A 17,656-nucleotide genomic window follows, 5' to 3' on the forward strand; every position below is an offset into this window, starting at 1 on the left:
CCGGAAGCTAAGCCTGCCAGCGCCGATGATACTACCCAACACGGGTGGAAAAGTAGGACACCGCCGAACACAATTTAAGACCTGTGCCCCCCAATTCCGATTGGGGGGCACAGGCATTTGTATATGGGGTATTAGTCGAATAGCGAAAGATCGGCAGGTATTCGACTTTTCTCCAGCGCCAGAAGTGCGCGTTTGCGGTCAATTCCACCGCCATATCCGGTGAGACTTCCGGTGGAACCGATAACGCGATGGCACGGCACGATAATGCCGATTGGATTTCGGCCGTTTGCCAATCCGACCGCGCGTGAAGCACCCGGTGAGCCGATTTGTTCGGCGATTTCTCCATAGGACCGCGTCTCGCCGTACGGAATGGTGCGAAGAGCGGCCCAGACTTTGCGTTGGAATTCAGTGCCGCCGAGATCGAGTTCGAGGTCGAATTCGGTGCGTTCGCCGGCGAAGTAAGCCGCCAACTGCTCGACGGCCTCGGAAAAGGGCTCGTCGTCGGCTGGCCGCCAATCGGATCGGTCCGGCTCGTGCGTCTGATCCACCATTCGCAGGTGCCTCAGTGTCGATCCGCTGCCGGCCAGGGTGAGCGGCCCCACCGGGCTATCGATGATTCGGTACCGGATTGTCGTCATCAGATCGTCTCCTTCGGCGGCCACTGATTCACGGAATGGTCGAGGGTTGTCCACAGATGCTGCACGGCATATGACCGCCAGGGTCGCCAGCGTGCACTACGTGTGGTCAACGCGCGCACATCGCTGGCCAGGCCGAGCTGTTCGGCCGCAAGGCGCACACCGAGATCGCTGGCAGGGAAGGCATCGGGATCGCCCAGCCCCCGCATAGCCACGATCTCGGCCGTCCACGGCCCGATCCCGGGCAGCGCCAGCAGCTGCTGACGAGCCTGCTCCCAGTCGCAGCCGGGGTTGAGCGTCAGCTCACCGCTATCCAGCGCCGCGATCAGCGTGGTTAGGGACCGTCGTCGAGCCGTTGGCATCGCGAGATGGGCCGGGTCGATCGCGGAGAGCTGGGCGACGCTGGGAAAGGTGTGGGTCAGCCCGCCGTGCGGATCGGTCACCGGGCTGCCGTAGGCGCCGACCAGCCGGCCGGCATGGGTACGCGCAGCCTTGGTGGACACCTGCTGGCCGAGCACGGCCCGTATCGCCAGCTCTTCTTCGTCGACGGTCCGCGGAATGCGCTGCCCGGGTGCCTTGGCGACCAGCTCCCGCAGGTCGACGTCGGCGCTCAGCACGTCAATGACCGCCTCCGGGTCGGCGTCAAGGTCAAGCAACCGGCGGCACCGCGCGATCGCGGTCGCCAGATCTCGGACCTGTTCGAGCACCAGCGTGCATCGGACGTGGTCGGGCTGCGGTGTCAGGCTGACCACCCCATATCCCGACGGCAGGCGCAGCGTGCGGCGGAAGGCGCCGTCGTGCACCTCTTCGCAGCCCGGCACGGCGCCGGCCGCCAGGTGCCCGAACACGCCTTCGTAGGCGAAGGGCGTCCGCACGGGCAGCCGCAGGGACAGCGCTTGCCCGCCCGGTGCACTGTCGTGCCGATCGCGGTGGATAGTCTTGTGCCGCAGTGCTGTCGGGGTGGTGTCGCATGCTGCCCGAATGGTGTCGTTGAACTGTCGGATGCTGGCGAACCCCGCGGCGAACGCGATATCGCTGAACGCCATCTCGGTGGTCTCGATGAGCACCCGAGCCGTCTGCACTCGCTGTGCACGGGCCAGGGCCAGCGGCCCGGCGCCCACCTCGGCCTGCAGCATGCGCTCGAGCTGGCGGGTGGTGTAGCCCACCTGTGCGGCCAGTCCCGCCACGCCCTCCCGGTCAACGGTGCCGTCGGCGATCAGCCGCATCGCCCGTGCGACCGCGTCACCACGGACGTTCCACTCGGGTGACCCAGGTGATGCATCGGGGCGGCATCGCTTGCAGGCCCGGAAGCCGGCCCGCTGCGCGGCCGCTGAGCTGGGGTAGAAGCGCACGTTGCGGGCCAATGGCAGCCGCACCGGGCAGCTGGGCCGGCAGTAGATGCCGGTGGTCAGGACCGTGGTGACGAACCAGCCGTCGAACCGGGAGTCCCTGGACTGGACGGCCCGGTAGCAGTGGTCGAAATCGTCATGCACACCTCAAACCCTTACACGCGGGCACCGACAGTACTAGCGGAAAACCGACATCGTGGTCATGCTGTCCGCTGCATGGCGTCTTGGTAAACACACAGGGCCTGGCGGTGTGAATCTCAATGTTCGCAACGTTAGCTACTTGTCGTGATCCGCCCACAGTGCCGCCCAACGGACGACGCGCTCGAACGGGTCTGCAGCGAATACGATTCCGCCCCGTACGGATTCCATTCCTATCCGCAGTCGGCGCCTGGCCACCTGGCCGTCACCGGCTACCTGCTCGGGCTCGACGGCGTCCCTGACGTCGCCACCGCACGCGTACTGGAAATCGGTTGCGCGACAGGCAGTAACCTCCTGCCGTTTGCGGCCTTTCATCCCGATGCCCGCGTCGTCGGGATCGACCTCTCACCGGTGCAGATCGAGATCGGACGACAATGCGTGCGGGACCTCGGCCTGACGAATCTCGACTTGCGCGTGGGCGATGTGACGCAGATCGACACCGCCGAGTTCGGTGAATTCGACTACATCATCTGCCACGGCGTCTACAGCTGGGTGTCAACGACCGTCGCTGATGCGATTCTGGCCATCATTCGGCAACTGTTGGCCCCCAACGGAATTGCCTACCTGAGTTATAACGTCTACCCGGGCTGGAAAAACAAGGAAATCGTGCGCGACGCGATGACGCTATTCGGCGTCGGCGGGGCGGACGTCGATCAGGATGTGCGAGACGCGCGCGGCCTGATCGACCTTCTCGGGGATGTGGCTCCCGCCGACGGGGTATTGGCGAAGGTGCTCGCCGACTACGAGACCACCGTCGGCGCCGCCAGGGACTACTACATGTTGCACGACGAGCTATCCACCTTTAACGAACCGTGCTACTTCCTGCAAATGGTCGAGCGGGCCAACGATCATGGCCTGATTTATCTGGCTGAAGCGCGACTACAGGTGATGTTCGCGGGAAACTACGGCACCGAAGTGGCACAGCGACTGCTCGACGCCTGCGGGGATAGCCAACTCGCACTGGAGCAGTGTCTGGACTTCGTCAGCAACCGCACTTTCCGGCAATCGCTGTTGATCAACGCCGAGTGCGCACCGCAGATTCGCTATCACCTTGATCGCCAACGTTACCCGCGGCTACATATCGCCGCGCGGATGCCTTCGGTGGACGGGACAATCGCGCTGGACACCTCGCGTCAAACATTCGGTGCGCCAGGTGAACCGATGGTGTTCACCAGTGACCCGGCCCTCAAGGTGGCGCTCGACGTACTGAATTCGCGCTGGCCCGGGACACTTTCATGGGCAGAACTGCAGCAGGAGACCGCAACTCGTCTCGATGACGCAGGCTATCCGGCCGGTGACGACTTGGCGGCACGCATCGACGACCTGCTGACCGTGCTGATCCTCAACGGGTCGGCGCGTTACCGCCTCGACCCGGTGTCGATCGGTTCGACCTCGACGGCACGGATCGACAAACCGTCCAGGCTCATGGCAGAACTGGGCCGCGGAGAGGCCGAGGCGGTGACGTTCAATCGTTGGCACGAAATGTTTTCGCTCTCGGCCGTCGATCGGCATCTTCTTCCGCTGCTGGGCGGCGAGTTCGAGCGCGACAAGCTCCTGGATGCGCTTCGGGCTGCTGTCCGTCGGGGCCAGATCGAGATCGACGACGAGGAGCTTCGCGCTCAGGTCGACACGCTCCCTGAGCGATTGGCGACGATGCGGCTCTGTGGCGGTTGATCACCCCAGCCCGAGTTGGCCACCAGATCCAGGAAGGTCGGCGCCGGTGCATCGTTGATCAGCTGATTCAGGTGGGCGGGAAACGAGAGCGGCGGAGCTTTCGTCGGGTTGACCTGCGCGTCGCGGGCGATGGCCTCGGCGATCGCGTATCCGAGATCGTGGCGTGGCCACGTGTCGTGGACTCGCTCGGCGAAGCCGGCCGATACCCGGTGCTTGTCGAACCCGTTGATATCCAACACGATTCCACGTTGTGACAGCGCCTGAACCGGACCGAATCGGTGTGCCAGTCCCGCGCTGGTGTGCAGCGCAATTGTCTGCCACACGGTCTGCACTGACACCTCGCCGGTGCCGTGCTCACGCAGGAAGCGGGCAGCGGCGTCGGCTCCGTCGACCTCGAAGCGCTGATCTCCGCCGCCGTGGGCGGTTACACCCAGGTCGTGTAGGAGGCAACTGAGGAAGACGAGTTCGTCGTCGTAGTCGACACCGGCGCGCTGGCCGTCGGCGGCGGCCAGTTCGCGTCCGAACAGGTAGCTGCGGACGCAGTGGTTGGCGATGAATGCCGGGGAGACGTCAATCGCCAGTTTCATTGCTGCTGAACAGATATCAGAGTCCGGCAAGTTCCATTGGGCCCAATCGGTCATCTCACCACAGTGCCCACCACGAACGGAACACACCAGTGGCTGAAAGGTCGACTAACCCACAGATCTGGCCACGGCGCACCGCTCAGGCGGGTACCGCCAGCCGGATCGGCTGGTCGTGGCCGCGCAGTGTCACCGCGTCGCCGATCACCCACCGGGCGCGCTCCTGCTCAGGGGCATTCTCGACTGCCGCCGCCGAAGCCAGCACCCGGCTGTCGACTGCTTTGGCCAGCTCCGACAGGCGTGCGGCCTCGTTGACCGGTCCGCCGATGACGGTGTATTCGAAGCGCTCGTTGGCTCCCACGTTGCCGGCTACCACCTGCCCGGCCGCCACGCCGATACCGGCGGGGCATTCCGGGACCTCCCGCTCGAGCCGCTTCACAATCGTGCGTGCCGCGGCCAGCGCGTCGCCTTCGGGGTTGTCCAGCGTGACGGGGGCACCAAAGATCGCCAGCGTCGCGTCGCCTTCGAACTTGTTCAGCAGCCCGCGGTGGCGGTCGACCTCGTCGACGATCACCGCGAAGAAGCGGTTCAGCAGTTCGACCACCTGGATCGGTGGCAGCGCGCTGACCAGCTGAGTCGACCCGACGATATCGACGAAAAGCACTGCTACATGGCGCTCTTCGCCGCCGAGCGTGGGCCGTTGCAATTCTGCGGCGGCGGCGACCTCGCGGCCGACGTGGCGGCCGAACAGATCGCGGACCCGCTCACGTTCCCGCAGCCCGGTCACCATGGAGTTGAAACCCCTTTGTAGCTCACCGAGTTCGGTGCCGTCGAACACGACGAGATTGGCGCTCAGATCCCCGTCTTCGACGCGTTTGAGCGCCGAACGCACCGCCCGTACCGGAGTTGCGATGAGCCACGCCAGAATCCACATCAGGATGAACCCGAACACCAATGTGGCGACCGACGTGATGAGGATCGCGACTTCCAATTGAGTCTTGGTGAGGTTCTCCAGGATCAGCGAGAACAGCGCGGTCAGCCCGATGCCGATCACCGGCACACCGGAGCCGAGCATCCACACCGTCATCGTGCGGCCCATGATCCCGGGCGCCAGTCGATGCGGCGGCGGCCCGGCCGCCAGCGCCAGCGCGGCTACTGGGCGTAACGCGAACTCGGTGGCCATATAGGCGAAGGTGGACACCAAGACGCCGGCGAAGCCCACCGCGAGCGCGAGCCGGGGAATGAAGTCGGTGTCGTACAGCCCGTACAAGATGGTGAACGCAACGGTGCCCACCGCCCAGAGCGTGAGCTGAGCCAGCGCGACCCGCCACGGTGTGAAGAACGCGTTGCGCTGATCGGCCCGGGTCGGCGCGCGTCCCTCGGCCGCCCATCGGAGGTCGTTGACCGTGCGGGTGGTGATCCACCAGGTGCCGAACGCCAGCGCGAACACGGCATAGGAAGGCGCCAGGACACACGTGAGCCAGGGCGGCGCGTCGGTGAACACGCTGGGCACTGGATAGGCCACCGTGACAAGCAATGCCGCCACCAGGATCCCGATGAGGTTGACCGTCAGCAATGACACGGTCACCAGCGTCTGGATCCGGACCCGCCGACGGCCCGGGCTTTCGGTCACCTTGCCCAGCAGCAGTGACCCGTAGGCCGGTGTGCCGACCAGCCGACCGCTCTGCCGGGTGACCCGTTCCAGAACCCGGCCCAACCGCTGCGCAACGCTGGGGTGGGAACTCATGGTGGCGTCAGCCTAATTCGTCGCGGGCGCCAGACCCTAAGCTTGTGCGGTGCGCCTCGTGATCGCTCAATGCACCGTCGACTACGTCGGTCGCCTCACCGCCCACCTGCCCTCTGCCCGCCGGCTGCTGTTGATCAAGGCCGACGGCTCGGTCAGTGTGCACGCGGATGACCGCGCCTACAAGCCGCTGAACTGGATGAGCCCGCCCTGCTGGCTCGTCGAGGAGATCAAGGACGATTCTTTGCCCGTCTGGGTGGTCGAGAACAAGACGGGTGAGCAGCTACGCATCACAGTCGAGAGCATCGAACATGACTCGAGCCACGAACTCGGGATCGATCCCGGTCTGGTGAAGGACGGCGTAGAAGCCCATCTACAGGAATTGCTGGCCGAGCATATCGAGCTTCTCGGCGACGGCTACACACTGGTTCGCCGCGAGTTCATGACCGCGATCGGCCCGGTGGACATCCTGTGCCGCGACGACCAGGGCCGCACGGTGGCGGTGGAGATCAAACGCCGGGGCGAGATTGACGGTGTCGAACAGCTGACCCGCTACCTCGAGCTGCTCAACCGGGACAGCCTGCTCGCGCCCGTCAGTGGGGTATTCGCCGCTCAGCAGATCAAGCCACAGGCGCGCACGCTGGCGACGGATCGCGGGATACGTTGTCTCACTCTGGATTACAACGTCATGCGGGGCATGGACAGCGACGAGTTCCGGCTCTTCTGATGCCCCGGCGCCGACCGGACCGCCCGAAAGGGGGCGATCTACCGCCGCTGCCCGGTCAGCGCCGCATCGAGGTTGGTAGCGACGGGTTCGACTACGAGGTACGGCCGGTACCGGGGGCGCGTGCCGTCAAGAACTATCGGTGCCCTGGATGTGATCACGAAATCCGATCGGGCACAGCACATGTGGTGGCGTGGCGGGTGGATGACTCAAGCGGCGGCGAAGACCGGCGACACTGGCATACGCCGTGCTGGGCCAACCGCAGCAACCGCGGTCCGACCCGACGGTGGTCCTAGACGATTCGCAGGACCGCGATCCGGGTGGGTTTAGTCGACGGGCGACTCGCTCAACGGTCGGCCGGCGACGGGGTTAGGCGACGTTGGGACGAGCGTGCGAGTCTCAGTGCGCGCTAGCAGGCTCGACGAGTTCCACCAGGACGCCACCGGCATCCTTGGGGTGGATGAAGTTGATACGCGAGTTCGCAGTGCCACGCCGCGGTGCGTCGTAGATCAGCCGAACACCTTGGTCGCGCAACTGTTCGGAAATGGCGTCAAGATCGCTGACGCGGTAGGCCATCTGCTGGATGCCGGGGCCGCGCTTGTCGATGAACTTGGCGATCGTCGACGTCTCGTCGAGGGGGGCCATCAGCTGGAGTTGGGCGCAGTCGGCGGACGCGTTCTTCAGCGACAGCATGGCCTCGCGAATGCCCTGGTCCTCGTTGATTTCCTCGTGCACCAGGATCATGCCCAGGTGCTCGTGGTACCACTGGATCGCCGCGTCGAGATCCGGCACGGCGATGCCGACATGGTCGACAGCGGTGACGAGCGAACCTGCCAGGACTGGACGGGCGTCAACTTGCTCGGCGGTCATAACGCAAAGGTAACCTAATCAGATCGGATTCAACTACTGCGGGATCCGTGAATAGCCGCATCGAAGCGGCTCGAAACGCTCTTGGAGGTAGTTATGACGACGTCGGTGATCGTTGCTGGAGCACGCACTCCCATCGGCAAACTGATGGGTTCGCTCAAGGATTTCTCGGGCAGCGACCTCGGCGCGATCGCCATCACGGCGGCGCTGGAGAAGGCCAACGTGCCCGCGTCGCTCGTCGAGTACGTGATCATGGGCCAGGTGCTGACCGCAGGCGCCGGCCAGATGCCCGCCCGCCAGTCGGCGGTGGCCGCCGGCATCGGCTGGGATGTGCCGGCCCTGAGCATCAACAAGATGTGCCTGTCCGGGATCGACTCGATCGCGCTGGCAGACCAGCTGATCCGGGCCGGTGAGTTCGACGTCGTCGTTGCCGGCGGCCAGGAGTCGATGACCAAGGCGCCGCACCTACTGGTCAACAGCCGCGAGGGCTACAAGTACGGCGACGTCACCGTGCTCGACCACATGGCCTACGACGGCCTGCACGACGTCTTCACCGACCAGCCAATGGGTGCGCTGACCGAGCAGCGCAACGACGAGGACAAGTTCACCCGTCTTGAGCAGGACGAGTTCGCCGCGATCTCGCATCAGAAGGCCGCCGCAGCGTGGAAAGACGGGGTATTCACCGACGAAGTCGTGCCGGTCAAGATCCCGCAACGCAAGGGTGATCCGATCGAGTTCGCCGAGGACGAGGGCATCCGCGCCAATACCACCGCCGAGTCGCTGTCCAGTCTCAAGCCCGCGTTCCGCAAGGACGGCACCATCACCGCCGGTTCGGCGTCCCAAATCTCCGATGGCGGTTGTGCCGTCGTGGTGATGAACAAGGCCAAGGCGCAGGAACTGGGCCTGACCTGGCTGTGTGAGATCGGTGCCCACGGCGTGGTAGCCGGTCCGGATTCCACCCTGCAGTCCCAGCCGGCCAACGCGATCAAGAAGGCCGTCGCGCGGGAGGGCATCAGCCTCGACGAGCTCGACGTCATCGAGATCAACGAGGCCTTCGCCGCGGTCGCGCTCGCGTCCACCCGTGAGCTCGGCGTGGACGCCGAGCGGGTTAACCGCAACGGCGGCGCCATCGCAGTCGGCCACCCGATCGGCATGTCGGGTGCACGCATCACGCTGCACGCGGCGCTCGAGCTCGCCAGGCGCGGTTCGGGCTATGCCGTGGCTGCGCTCTGCGGCGCGGGTGGCCAGGGTGATGCGCTGATCCTGCGCGCAGGCTAGAACAACGACGCAGCGTAGTAGCTGGCTGGCCGCTGCGGCACAATGGCGGCATGACGAGCACTTTTGATATCCGCAGCACGGCTGGGCGGTTCAGGTTGGTGGCGTTGGCCGAAGCGGTGAGCTGGGTTGGGCTGCTGGTCGGGATGTATTTCAAGTACCTGGGCAGCCCGCGCACCGAGATCGGCGTCAAGGTCTTCGGCATGGCGCACGGGCTGGTGTTCATCGCGTTCGTCGTCACCGCGCTGCTGGCCGGGATCGCCTATTCGTGGGGCGTGGCCGCATGGTTGCTGGCGTTGCTGGGCAGCATCGTGCCGCTCGGAAGTGTGATCTTCCTCATATGGGCTGATCGGACGGCCAAATTAGGCGCTGCCGGGGCTTCTGAGGCTTCTTCTCAACCACTGGATTCGGCACCCTCGACGACGTGACAGACTTGGGAGCGTGACGCGTCCACGCCCTTCTATCGGTCCCGCAATGGCCGGTGCCGTCGATCTCTCCGTACTCAAGCAGCGGGCCCAGCAGCCTGCGGGCGGCGCTGCCGCCGCCCCCAGCGGTGGTCTAGAGGTCACCGAGGCGAATTTTGAAGCCGAGGTGCTGGTCCGCTCCGGTCAGGTGCCGGTTGTCGTGGTCCTCTGGTCGCCGCGCAGCGACGCCTCGGTACAGCTGGCCGAGGCGCTCGGCGCGCTGGCCGCCGACGACAACGGGAAGTGGTCGCTAGCCACGGTGAACGTCGACGTGGTTCCGCGGGTGGCCCAGATGTTCGGCATCGAGGCCGTGCCGACGGTGGTGGCCCTTGCCGGGGGACAGCCGCTGGCCAGCTTTCAAGGTCCCCAGCCTCCTGAGCAGCTGCGCCGTTGGGTCGACTCGCTGTTGTCGGCGACGGCCGGGAAGCTCTCCGGCGGGGCCGATTCCGAAGACGAGCCGCCCGTCGACCCAGTGCTGACGCAAGCCCGTGAGCTTCTGGAGAACGGTGATTTCGCGGCCGCGGCGGCGGCCTACCAGGCCATCCTCGACGGCGATCCGCAGCACGCCGAGGCCAAGGGCGCGCTGCGGCAGATGACCTTCCTCGAGCGCGCCACCGCCCACGGTCCCGACGCGGTGGCTGTCTCTGACGCCGCTCCCGACGACATCGACGCCGCCTTCGCCGCGGCCGATGTGCAGATCCTCAATCAGGATGTGATTCCGGCGTTCGACCGGCTGATCGCGTTGGTGCGCAAGACGTCCGACGACGACCGCACCAAGGTGCGCACCCGGCTGATCGAACTGTTCGAGCTGTTCGACCCCGCCGACCCCGATGTGATCAGCGGTCGGCGGAACCTCGCCAACGCGCTGTACTGACGCCTACGCGGGTTCCAGCCAGATCGCGGACGTGGGTGGCAGTACCAGCGTCGCCGACGCCGGCCGGCCATGCCAGGGGTCATCGGTGGCCTCGACTGCACCGAAGTTGCCCGCCCCCGCACCGTTGTAGATAGTCGCGTCGCTGTTGAGCACCTCGCGCCAGGTGCCGGCGTGCGGCAGGCCGAGCCGGTAGCGGGTGTGCTCGGCGCCGGAGAAATTGAACACGCACGCCAGCACGGAGCCGTCATCGCCGTAGCGTAAAAAACTCAGCACGTTGTTGGCCGAGTCGTTGGCGTCGATCCAGGAATAGCCGTCCGGGCGGCTGTCCTGGCTCCACAACGCCCTCCGCGTGCGGTAGAGGCTGTTGATATCGGCGACGAATCGCAGGATCCCGTCGGAATAGCTGTTCTCGTCGAGCTGATACCAGTCGACCCCGCGTTCCTCCGACCACTCCGCGCGCTGACCGAACTCCTGACCCATGAACAGCAATTGCTTGCCCGGATGGGCCCACTGGTAGGCCAGCAGGCTGCGCAGCCCGGCGGCTTTCACGTGGTCGTTGCCCGGCATGCGCCCCCACAGCGTGCCCTTGCCGTGCACCACTTCGTCGTGGCTGATCGGCAGCACGAAGTTCTCGCTGAATGCGTAGAGCAGCGAAAATGTCAGCTCGCCATGGTGATAGGTGCGATAGATGGGATCGCGGCTGATGTAGTCCAGGGTGTCGTGCATCCAGCCCATGTTCCATTTCATCGAAAAGCCAAGCCCGCCAAGGTTTGTCGGTCGAGTCACCCCGGGCCACGACGTGGACTCCTCGGCGATCGTGACGATGCCCGGCGCCATCTTGTGGACGGTTGCGTTCATCTCCTGCAGGAACTGCACCGCCTCGAGGTTCTCCCTGCCGCCGTAGATGTTGGGCGTCCAGCCGCCGGCCGGGCGGGAGTAGTCGAGGTAGAGCATGGACGCGACCGCATCCACCCGCAAGCCGTCGATGTGGAATTCCTGCAACCAGTAAAGGGCGTTGGCCACCAAGAAGTTGCGGACCTCGGCGCGGCCGAAGTCGAAGACATAGGTACCCCAATCGAGTTGCTCGCCCCGGTGCGGGTCAGAGTGCTCGTAGAGCGGAGTGCCGTCAAAGCGGCCAAGGGCCCATGCGTCTTTCGGGAAGTGCGCGGGCACCCAGTCGACGATCACGCCGATGCCGGCCCGGTGCAAAGCGTCCACCAGCAACCGGAACTCGTCGGGTGACCCGAATCGTGACGTCGGCGCGTAGTACGACGTCACCTGGTAGCCCCACGAGCCGCCGAACGGGTGTTCGGCGACCGGCAGAAACTCGACGTGAGTGAAACCCTGGGCCAGAACGTATTCGGTGAGCTGCTCGGCGAGCTCGCGATAGCTTAGGCCCGGCCGCCACGAACCGAGGTGCACCTCATAGGTGCTCATCGGTTCGAACACCGGGTTCTGCGCCGCCCGCTGGGTCATCCAGCCGGCGTCGTCCCACGTGTAGTCCGAGGTGAACACCCGGGAGGCGGTGTGGGGTGGGACTTCCGTCGCGAAGGCGAACGGGTCAGCCCGGTCGATGACCGAACCGTCGACCCCGTGGACCCGGAACTTGTACAGCCCGTCGGCGGGGAAGCCGGGCCAGAACAACTCCCACACGCCCGAGGACCCGAGCACACGCATCGGGGCGTCGTTGCCGTCCCAGTGATTGAACTCACCGATCAGGTTGATGCCCTTGGCATTCGGCGCCCATACCGCGAACGACACACCCTCCACCACGCCGTCGGGTGTGTTGAACGACCTTGGGTGAGCGCCCAAGATCTCCCACAACCGTTCGTGGCGTCCCTCACCGAAAAGATAGAGGTCCATCTCGCCCAGCGTGGGCAGGAAACGGTAGCCGTCGGCGACGGTGATGGTGTGCCCGCCCGGATACGTCACCTCGAGGCGGTAGTCGGCCAAATTGGTGAACGGCAGGGCCACCGCGAACACGCCGGAATCGACGTGCGACATGGCGTGACGCTCGGCGCCGACCAACGCCACCACCTCTTCGGCATGCGGCTTGAGGACGCGGATGACCGTGTGGTCGTCGTACTCGTGGGCGCCGAGAATGCTGTGCGGGCTGTGGTGCACGCCGGCGACCAGCCGGGCGATCTCGCCGGGATCGGGTGCCAGATGTGGGCTGGCGAGTCCGTTCGTTCTCGTCATTGCCAAGGCTCCTTCGTCGTTCCCGTCATTCCCGCCGTAGCAGAGCTGCTCTCTGCTCCTGCGGTACCAACGGCATGTTCAGGATGTGTGCGACGGCCCGGGACGGCTCCAGGCGCACATAGTTCGACTGCCCCCACTGATATTCCTCTCCGGTGATTTCGTCCCGGACCCAGAATCGGTCATAGGGGTGCATACCCAATGCGCCCATATCCAGCCACAGCATGCCTTCCTCGGCGCCGAAGGCGTTGAGCGTCACCACCACCAGCACGGTGTCCCCGGATACCGGATCGAACTTGCTGTAGGCCAGTAGTGCATCGTTGTCAATGTGGTGGAACGTAATGGTGCGCATCTGGCACAGCGCCGGGTGGACGCGGCGGATCTCGTTGAGGCGCTGCAGGAATGGCTCTAACGAGCGGCCCTCTGCCAGTGCGGCCTCGAAGTCACGCGGTCGCAGCTCGTACTTCTCGGAGTTCAGGTATTCCTCGCTGCCCTCCCGCACCGGCAGGTGCTCGAACAATTCGAAACCCGAATACACCCCCCACGACGTCCCCATCGTCGAGGCCAGCACGGCCCGGATCGCGAACATGCCCGGGCCGCCCTGCTGAAGGCTTTCATGCAGGATGTCCGGGGTGTTGACGAACAGGTTGGGCCGCGTGTAGTCGGCGTGCTCGGCGATCTGGCGGCCGAACTCTTCGATCTCCCACTTGGCGGTGCGCCAGGTGAAGTACGAATACGACTGGGTGAAGCCGAGTTTCGCCAGGCCGTTCAGCCGGGCCGGCCGGGTGAACGCCTCCGCCAGGAACAGCACGTCGGGATCGATGGACTTGACCTGGCTGATCAGCCACGCCCAGAAGTTCGGGGGTTTGGTGTGGGGGTTGTCGACCCGAAAGACCTTGATCCCGTGGTCCATCCAGTGCCGCACGACGCGCAGCACCTCGTCGTAGAGGCCAGCGGGATCGTTGTCGAAGTTCAGCGGGTAGATGTCCTGATATTTCTTCGGCGGGTTCTCCGCGTAGGCGATGCTGCCGTCGGGCAGTTCGGTGAACCACTGCCTGTGGTTCTTGGCCCACGGGTGATCCGGGGCGCATTGCAAGGCGAGGTCCAGCGCCACCTCGAGGCCGTTGTCGCGTGCGGCGGCCACGAACCGGTCGAAGTCATCGATCGTTCCGAGTTCGGGGTGAACCGCGTCGTGCCCACCCTCGTCGCTGCCGATCGCCCACGGCGACCCCACGTCACCGGCCTCGGCGGTCACACTGTTGTTGCGCCCCTTGCGGTGCACCTTGCCGATCGGATGAATGGGTGGCAGGTAGACGACGTTGAAGCCCATTCCCGCCACCCGGGGCAGGGCAGCCGCAGCCGTCGCGAATGTCCCGTGCACCGGCTCGCCATTCTCGTCCCGGCCGCCGGTGGATCGGGGGAACAGCTCGTACCAGGCGCTACAGCGCGCCAGCGGCCGGTCCACCCAGATCCCGTAGGTGCCGCCCCGGGTGACCAGCTCGCGTAGCGGGTATTGGGCCAGCACGCCGGTGATCTCATGTGAGAGCGCCAATGCGGCGCGGGTCAACGGGTCGCCGGGCTCGCGCAGCGCGGCCGCGGCGTCCAGAAGCGGTGCGCGCCGATCACGCGGCACCCCGGTGGCCGCCCGCGCCAGCAGCCGGGCACCGACCAGCAGATCGTTGTCGAGTTCTGACTCTCCCTGGCCGGCGTTCAGTTTCGCCGTGACGGCGTGCCGCCACGTGGTGATCGGGTCGCCCCACCCGTCGATCCGAAATGTCCACAGCCCCACCCGATCGGGCACGAACTGGCCGTGGAACAGATCTGGCGTGCGGCCGGTCGCCATCGCGTACAGCTGCGGCTTGACCCGGCTGGCGGCGGGCGCCGCGTCGGCCAGATCGCCGCCTTCCAGGGCCTTGACCCGGCGGGTCGGGCTTGCCCCTAGTTGGGGGTAGGACGTTCCGAGGTAGCGCACCACCAATGTCGCCGCGACGGCGTCGTGACCTTCTCGCCACACCGACCCGGAAATCGGCACAACTTCGCCGACGACCGCTTTGGCCGGGTAGGTACCGCAGGACACGACGGGCGCGACGTCATCGATCTCGATACGACCGGGCACCCAACCACTCCATTCCTGACTTGTGCGGCGTGGTCTGCCCAGCGCCGGCTCCGTCGGTCTTCTCGTTGTTGTCGGTCTTCGTTGTCTTGGGAGTGCAGTCACTCTCGCTTCTGCACCGGTCGTGAGACTCCTTGCCCCTCGGGGTAACCGCATCGCGCGCTATTCACACCGTAGTAGTCCGAATGAATGCTCGCGGAAGAAGGCGCTCGGTCTCCTTTCGGCACCGCCCGACCTCAGTAAGGTGGGAACACGTGAAGGCCCTCCGCAGGTTCACGGTCCGCGCCCATCTGCCCGATCGGCTCTCAGCGCTCGGCCGGCTGTCCACCAATCTGCGTTGGTCGTGGGACAAACCCACGCAGGACCTGTTCGCCTCGATCGATCGGCCGCTATGGCTGCAGACCGGTCAGGATCCGGTGGCCCTGCTGGGTGCGGTCACCCCGGCACGCCTCGACGAGTTGGCCACCGACGGGCAGTTCCTTGGCGACCTCGATCAGCTCGCCGCCGATTTGGACGACTACCTCAGTCGGCCGATGTGGTTTCAGTCCGCGGCTCCGCTGCCCGATCCCGAGCCGACCGGCATCGCCTACTTCTCGATGGAGTTCGGCGTCGCCGAGGTGCTGCCCAACTATTCGGGCGGTCTGGGCATCCTGGCCGGCGACCACCTGAAGTCCGCCTCGGATCTGGGCCTGCCGCTGATCGCCGTCGGCCTGTACTACCGGTCCGGGTACTTCCGGCAGTCACTGACCGCCGACGGCTGGCAACACGAGAACTACCCGTCGCTGGACCCGCAGGGTCTTCCGCTGCGGCTGCTCACCGATGCTGCCGGGGCGCCGGTACTGGTGGCGCTGGCGATGCCCGACGCCAAGGTGCTGCGGGCCAGGGTATGGGTGGCCCAGGTCGGCCGGATACCGCTGCTGTTGTTGGACTCCGACATCCCCGAGAACGAGCATGACCTGCGCAACGTCACCGACCGGCTGTACGGCGGCGACCAGGAACATCGCATCAAGCAGGAGCTGCTGGCCGGAATCGGCGGGGTGCGGGCGATCCGCGCGTTCACCGCGATCGAAGGCCGGCCCGCCCCGGATGTGTTCCACATGAACGAAGGGCATGCCGGCTTCCTGGGCGTGGAGCGGATCCGTGAGTACATGTCCGAGCAGAACCTCGACTTCGACACCGCGCTGACCCTGGTCCGGGCGGCCACGGTGTTCACCACGCACACCCCGGTGCCGGCCGGTATCGACCGGTTCCCTCTTGACATGGTGCAGCGCTATTTCGGCGACGAGGGCAAGACCGGGCTGCTGCCCGGGGTTCCGGTCGGACGCGTGCTGGCATTCGGCGCCGAGGACGATCCCTCGAAGTTCAACATGGCGCACATGGGGTTGCGGCTTGCCCAGCGCGCCAACGGGGTGTCATTGCTGCACGGCCGAGTCAGCCGGACGATGTTCGACGAGCTGTGGCCCGGCTTCGACCCGTCCGAGGTACCGATCGGCTCGATCACCAACGGTGTGCATGGACCCACCTGGGCGGCGCCGCAATGGCTTCAGCTCGGCCGCGAACTGGCCGGCTCCACCGAGGCGTTGCGGGAGCCCAGCGTCTGGCAGAAGCTGCAGCAGGTCGATACCGGCCACATCTGGTGGATCCGCTCGCAGCTGCGCGCATCGCTGGTCGAGGATGTTCGCCTGCGGCTGCGCCGGTCATGGTTGGAGCGCGGTGCATCGGAGGCTGAACTCGGCTGGATCGCAACGGCTTTCGACCCGGAAGTGCTGACCATCGGCTTCGCCCGGCGGGTACCCACCTATAAGCGCCTCACGCTGATGCTGCAGGATCCGGCACGGCTCGAGGCGCTGCTGCTCGACGAGGACAAGCCGCTGCAGCTGATCGTGGCCGGCAAATCCCATCCCGCCGACGACGCCGGAAAGGCCCTCATCCAGCAGGTCGTCAAATTCGCCGATCGGCCAGAAGTGCGGCACCGCATCGCTTTTCTGCCCGACTACGACATGTCCATGGCGCACCAGCTGTACTGGGGTTGTGACGTGTGGCTGAACAATCCGTTGCGCCCGCTCGAGGCCTGCGGCACCTCGGGTATGAAGAGCGCGCTGAACGGCGGACTCAATCTCTCCATCCGCGACGGCTGGTGGGACGAGTGGTACGACGGCGAAAATGGTTGGGAGATACCGACAGCCGACGGGCTGGCCGACGAGGGGCGCCGCGATGATCTAGAGGCGGCGGCCCTCTACGACCTGCTCGAGAACTCGGTTACGACACGGTTCTACGACCGCGACGACAACGGTGTACCGAACCGGTGGGTGGAGATGGTCCGGCATACGCTGGAGGTACTCGGCCCGAAGGTGCTGGCATCGCGAATGGTCCGCGAATACACCGAGAAGTACTACGCGCCCGCGGCCCAGTCGTTCTGCAGGACCAGCGCACCCCTGGACGGGCTGCCTTTCGGTGCCGCCCGCGACTTGGCCTCCTACCGGCTGCGCGCCAAGGAGGCTTGGCCGAACATCCAGATCACTGACGTGGACAGCACCGGCCTGCCGGACACCCCGCTGCTGGGATCGGAGCTCACATTGACCGCGGCTGTGCAGCTGGCCGGGTTGCAACCCGACGAGGTGGTGGTGCAGGCGGTGCTGGGTCGTGTCGATGCCGCCGATGCCCTGCAGGACCCGCTCACCGTCGCCATGGCACATACCGGCTCCGGCGCCGGCGGCATCGAACTCTTCACGACCACGACCCCGTTGCCGGTGGCCGGATCCGTCGGCTACACGGTACGGGTGCTGCCGCATCACCCGCTGCTCGCCGGGGACAACGAACTCGGGCTGGTGACGCTGGCGTAACGCCGGGGCTTCCGAAACCGGTTAGCAGGGCATGGGAGCCACCTGTAGGTTCCCAAAAGGAGCGTCGAGCACGTGCCGCATCGGGGCGGCTGATCGGCGGCCGGGAAGGCGTTCGGGGC

Annotated in this window: 14 protein-coding genes; 7 read left to right on the forward strand and 7 right to left on the reverse strand. The window is 65.8% G+C overall.

Translation table 11 applies throughout. The annotated features are described in order from the left end of the window. Positions 1-131 precede the first annotated feature (131 nt). Together CG716_RS20845 and CG716_RS20850 are read right to left on the reverse strand one after the other, a co-directional pair. Positions 132-638, reverse strand: a complete 507-nt coding sequence (locus CG716_RS20845; protein ID WP_094483137.1) for a methylated-DNA--[protein]-cysteine S-methyltransferase — start codon at positions 636-638, stop codon at positions 132-134. Next, a complete protein-coding gene (locus tag CG716_RS20850; protein ID WP_094483025.1) occupies positions 638-2,128 on the reverse strand; it encodes a DNA-3-methyladenine glycosylase 2 family protein in 1,491 nt (496 codons plus the stop codon). Before CG716_RS20850 ends, CG716_RS20845 begins: the two co-directional genes overlap by 1 nt. 141 nt (positions 2,129-2,269) lie before the next feature. Here CG716_RS20850 and CG716_RS20855 point away from each other — a divergent pair, with 141 nt between their 5' ends. Continuing rightward, positions 2,270-3,856: a methyltransferase regulatory domain-containing protein gene (locus CG716_RS20855; protein ID WP_094483026.1), complete on the forward strand. Its 1,587-nt coding sequence runs from the start codon at positions 2,270-2,272 to the stop codon at positions 3,854-3,856. Here CG716_RS20855 and CG716_RS20860 read toward each other — a convergent pair. Both CG716_RS20860 and CG716_RS20865 read right to left on the reverse strand, forming a co-directional pair. Continuing rightward, positions 3,802-4,443 carry an HD domain-containing protein gene (locus CG716_RS20860; protein WP_420093213.1) on the reverse strand — a complete coding sequence of 214 codons (642 nt, stop codon included), beginning with the start codon at positions 4,441-4,443 and terminating at the stop codon, positions 3,802-3,804. The two genes, CG716_RS20855 and CG716_RS20860, sit on opposite strands and share 55 nt — an antisense overlap. Positions 4,444-4,579: 136 nt before the next feature. After that, complete coding sequence (locus tag CG716_RS20865; protein WP_094483028.1) at positions 4,580-6,184, reverse strand: adenylate/guanylate cyclase domain-containing protein; 1,605 nt, start codon at positions 6,182-6,184, stop codon at positions 4,580-4,582. A gap of 49 nt (positions 6,185-6,233) precedes the next feature. On the opposite strand from CG716_RS20865, the gene nucS reads away from it, so the two are divergent. Together nucS and CG716_RS30850 are read left to right on the forward strand one after the other, a co-directional pair. Then, complete coding sequence (nucS, locus tag CG716_RS20870) at positions 6,234-6,908, forward strand: endonuclease NucS (protein WP_094483029.1); 675 nt, start codon at positions 6,234-6,236, stop codon at positions 6,906-6,908. Continuing rightward, complete coding sequence (locus CG716_RS30850) at positions 6,908-7,201, forward strand: Rv1322 family protein (RefSeq protein WP_094483030.1); 294 nt, start codon at positions 6,908-6,910, stop codon at positions 7,199-7,201. Before nucS ends, CG716_RS30850 begins: the two co-directional genes overlap by 1 nt. Before the next feature lie 103 nt (positions 7,202-7,304). Here the strand turns inward: CG716_RS30850 and mce are convergent, their stop codons facing one another. Then, a complete protein-coding gene (mce, locus tag CG716_RS20880) occupies positions 7,305-7,775 on the reverse strand; it encodes a methylmalonyl-CoA epimerase (protein WP_094483031.1) in 471 nt (156 codons plus the stop codon). 93 nt (positions 7,776-7,868) lie between these two features. On the opposite strand from mce, the gene CG716_RS20885 reads away from it, so the two are divergent. From CG716_RS20885 to CG716_RS20895, 3 genes are read left to right on the forward strand one after another with little or no spacing between them, the layout of a single operon-like run. Further along, positions 7,869-9,050, forward strand: coding sequence for an acetyl-CoA C-acetyltransferase (locus tag CG716_RS20885; RefSeq protein ID WP_094483032.1), 1,182 nt, complete (start codon positions 7,869-7,871; stop codon positions 9,048-9,050). Between the two features lie 50 nt (positions 9,051-9,100). After that, entirely contained in the window at positions 9,101-9,475 is a 375-nt protein-coding gene (locus CG716_RS20890) for a DUF3817 domain-containing protein (RefSeq protein ID WP_094483033.1), read from the forward strand. Positions 9,476-9,488: 13 nt separating this feature from the next. Continuing rightward, positions 9,489-10,385 (forward strand): tetratricopeptide repeat protein, encoded by an 897-nt coding sequence (locus CG716_RS20895; RefSeq protein WP_094483034.1) that lies wholly within the window; start codon positions 9,489-9,491, stop codon positions 10,383-10,385. A 3-nt stretch (positions 10,386-10,388) separates the two neighbouring features. On the opposite strand, the gene glgB is transcribed toward CG716_RS20895, so the two are convergent. Continuing rightward, a complete protein-coding gene (glgB, locus tag CG716_RS20900; protein ID WP_094483035.1) occupies positions 10,389-12,584 on the reverse strand; it encodes a 1,4-alpha-glucan branching protein GlgB in 2,196 nt (731 codons plus the stop codon). Between the two features lie 25 nt (positions 12,585-12,609). Beyond that, complete coding sequence (locus tag CG716_RS20905; protein ID WP_094483036.1) at positions 12,610-14,697, reverse strand: alpha-1,4-glucan--maltose-1-phosphate maltosyltransferase; 2,088 nt, start codon at positions 14,695-14,697, stop codon at positions 12,610-12,612. 251 nt (positions 14,698-14,948) lie between these two features. On the opposite strand from CG716_RS20905, the gene glgP reads away from it, so the two are divergent. Continuing rightward, the gene (glgP, locus tag CG716_RS20910) at positions 14,949-17,537 is read left to right on the forward strand and encodes an alpha-glucan family phosphorylase (RefSeq protein ID WP_094483037.1); all 2,589 of its coding nucleotides are present in this window, start codon (positions 14,949-14,951) and stop codon (positions 17,535-17,537) included. Positions 17,538-17,656 lie beyond the last annotated feature (119 nt).

It is taken from the genome of Mycolicibacterium sphagni (assembly GCF_002250655.1).
GTDB classification, from domain to species: domain Bacteria; phylum Actinomycetota; class Actinomycetes; order Mycobacteriales; family Mycobacteriaceae; genus Mycobacterium; species Mycobacterium sphagni.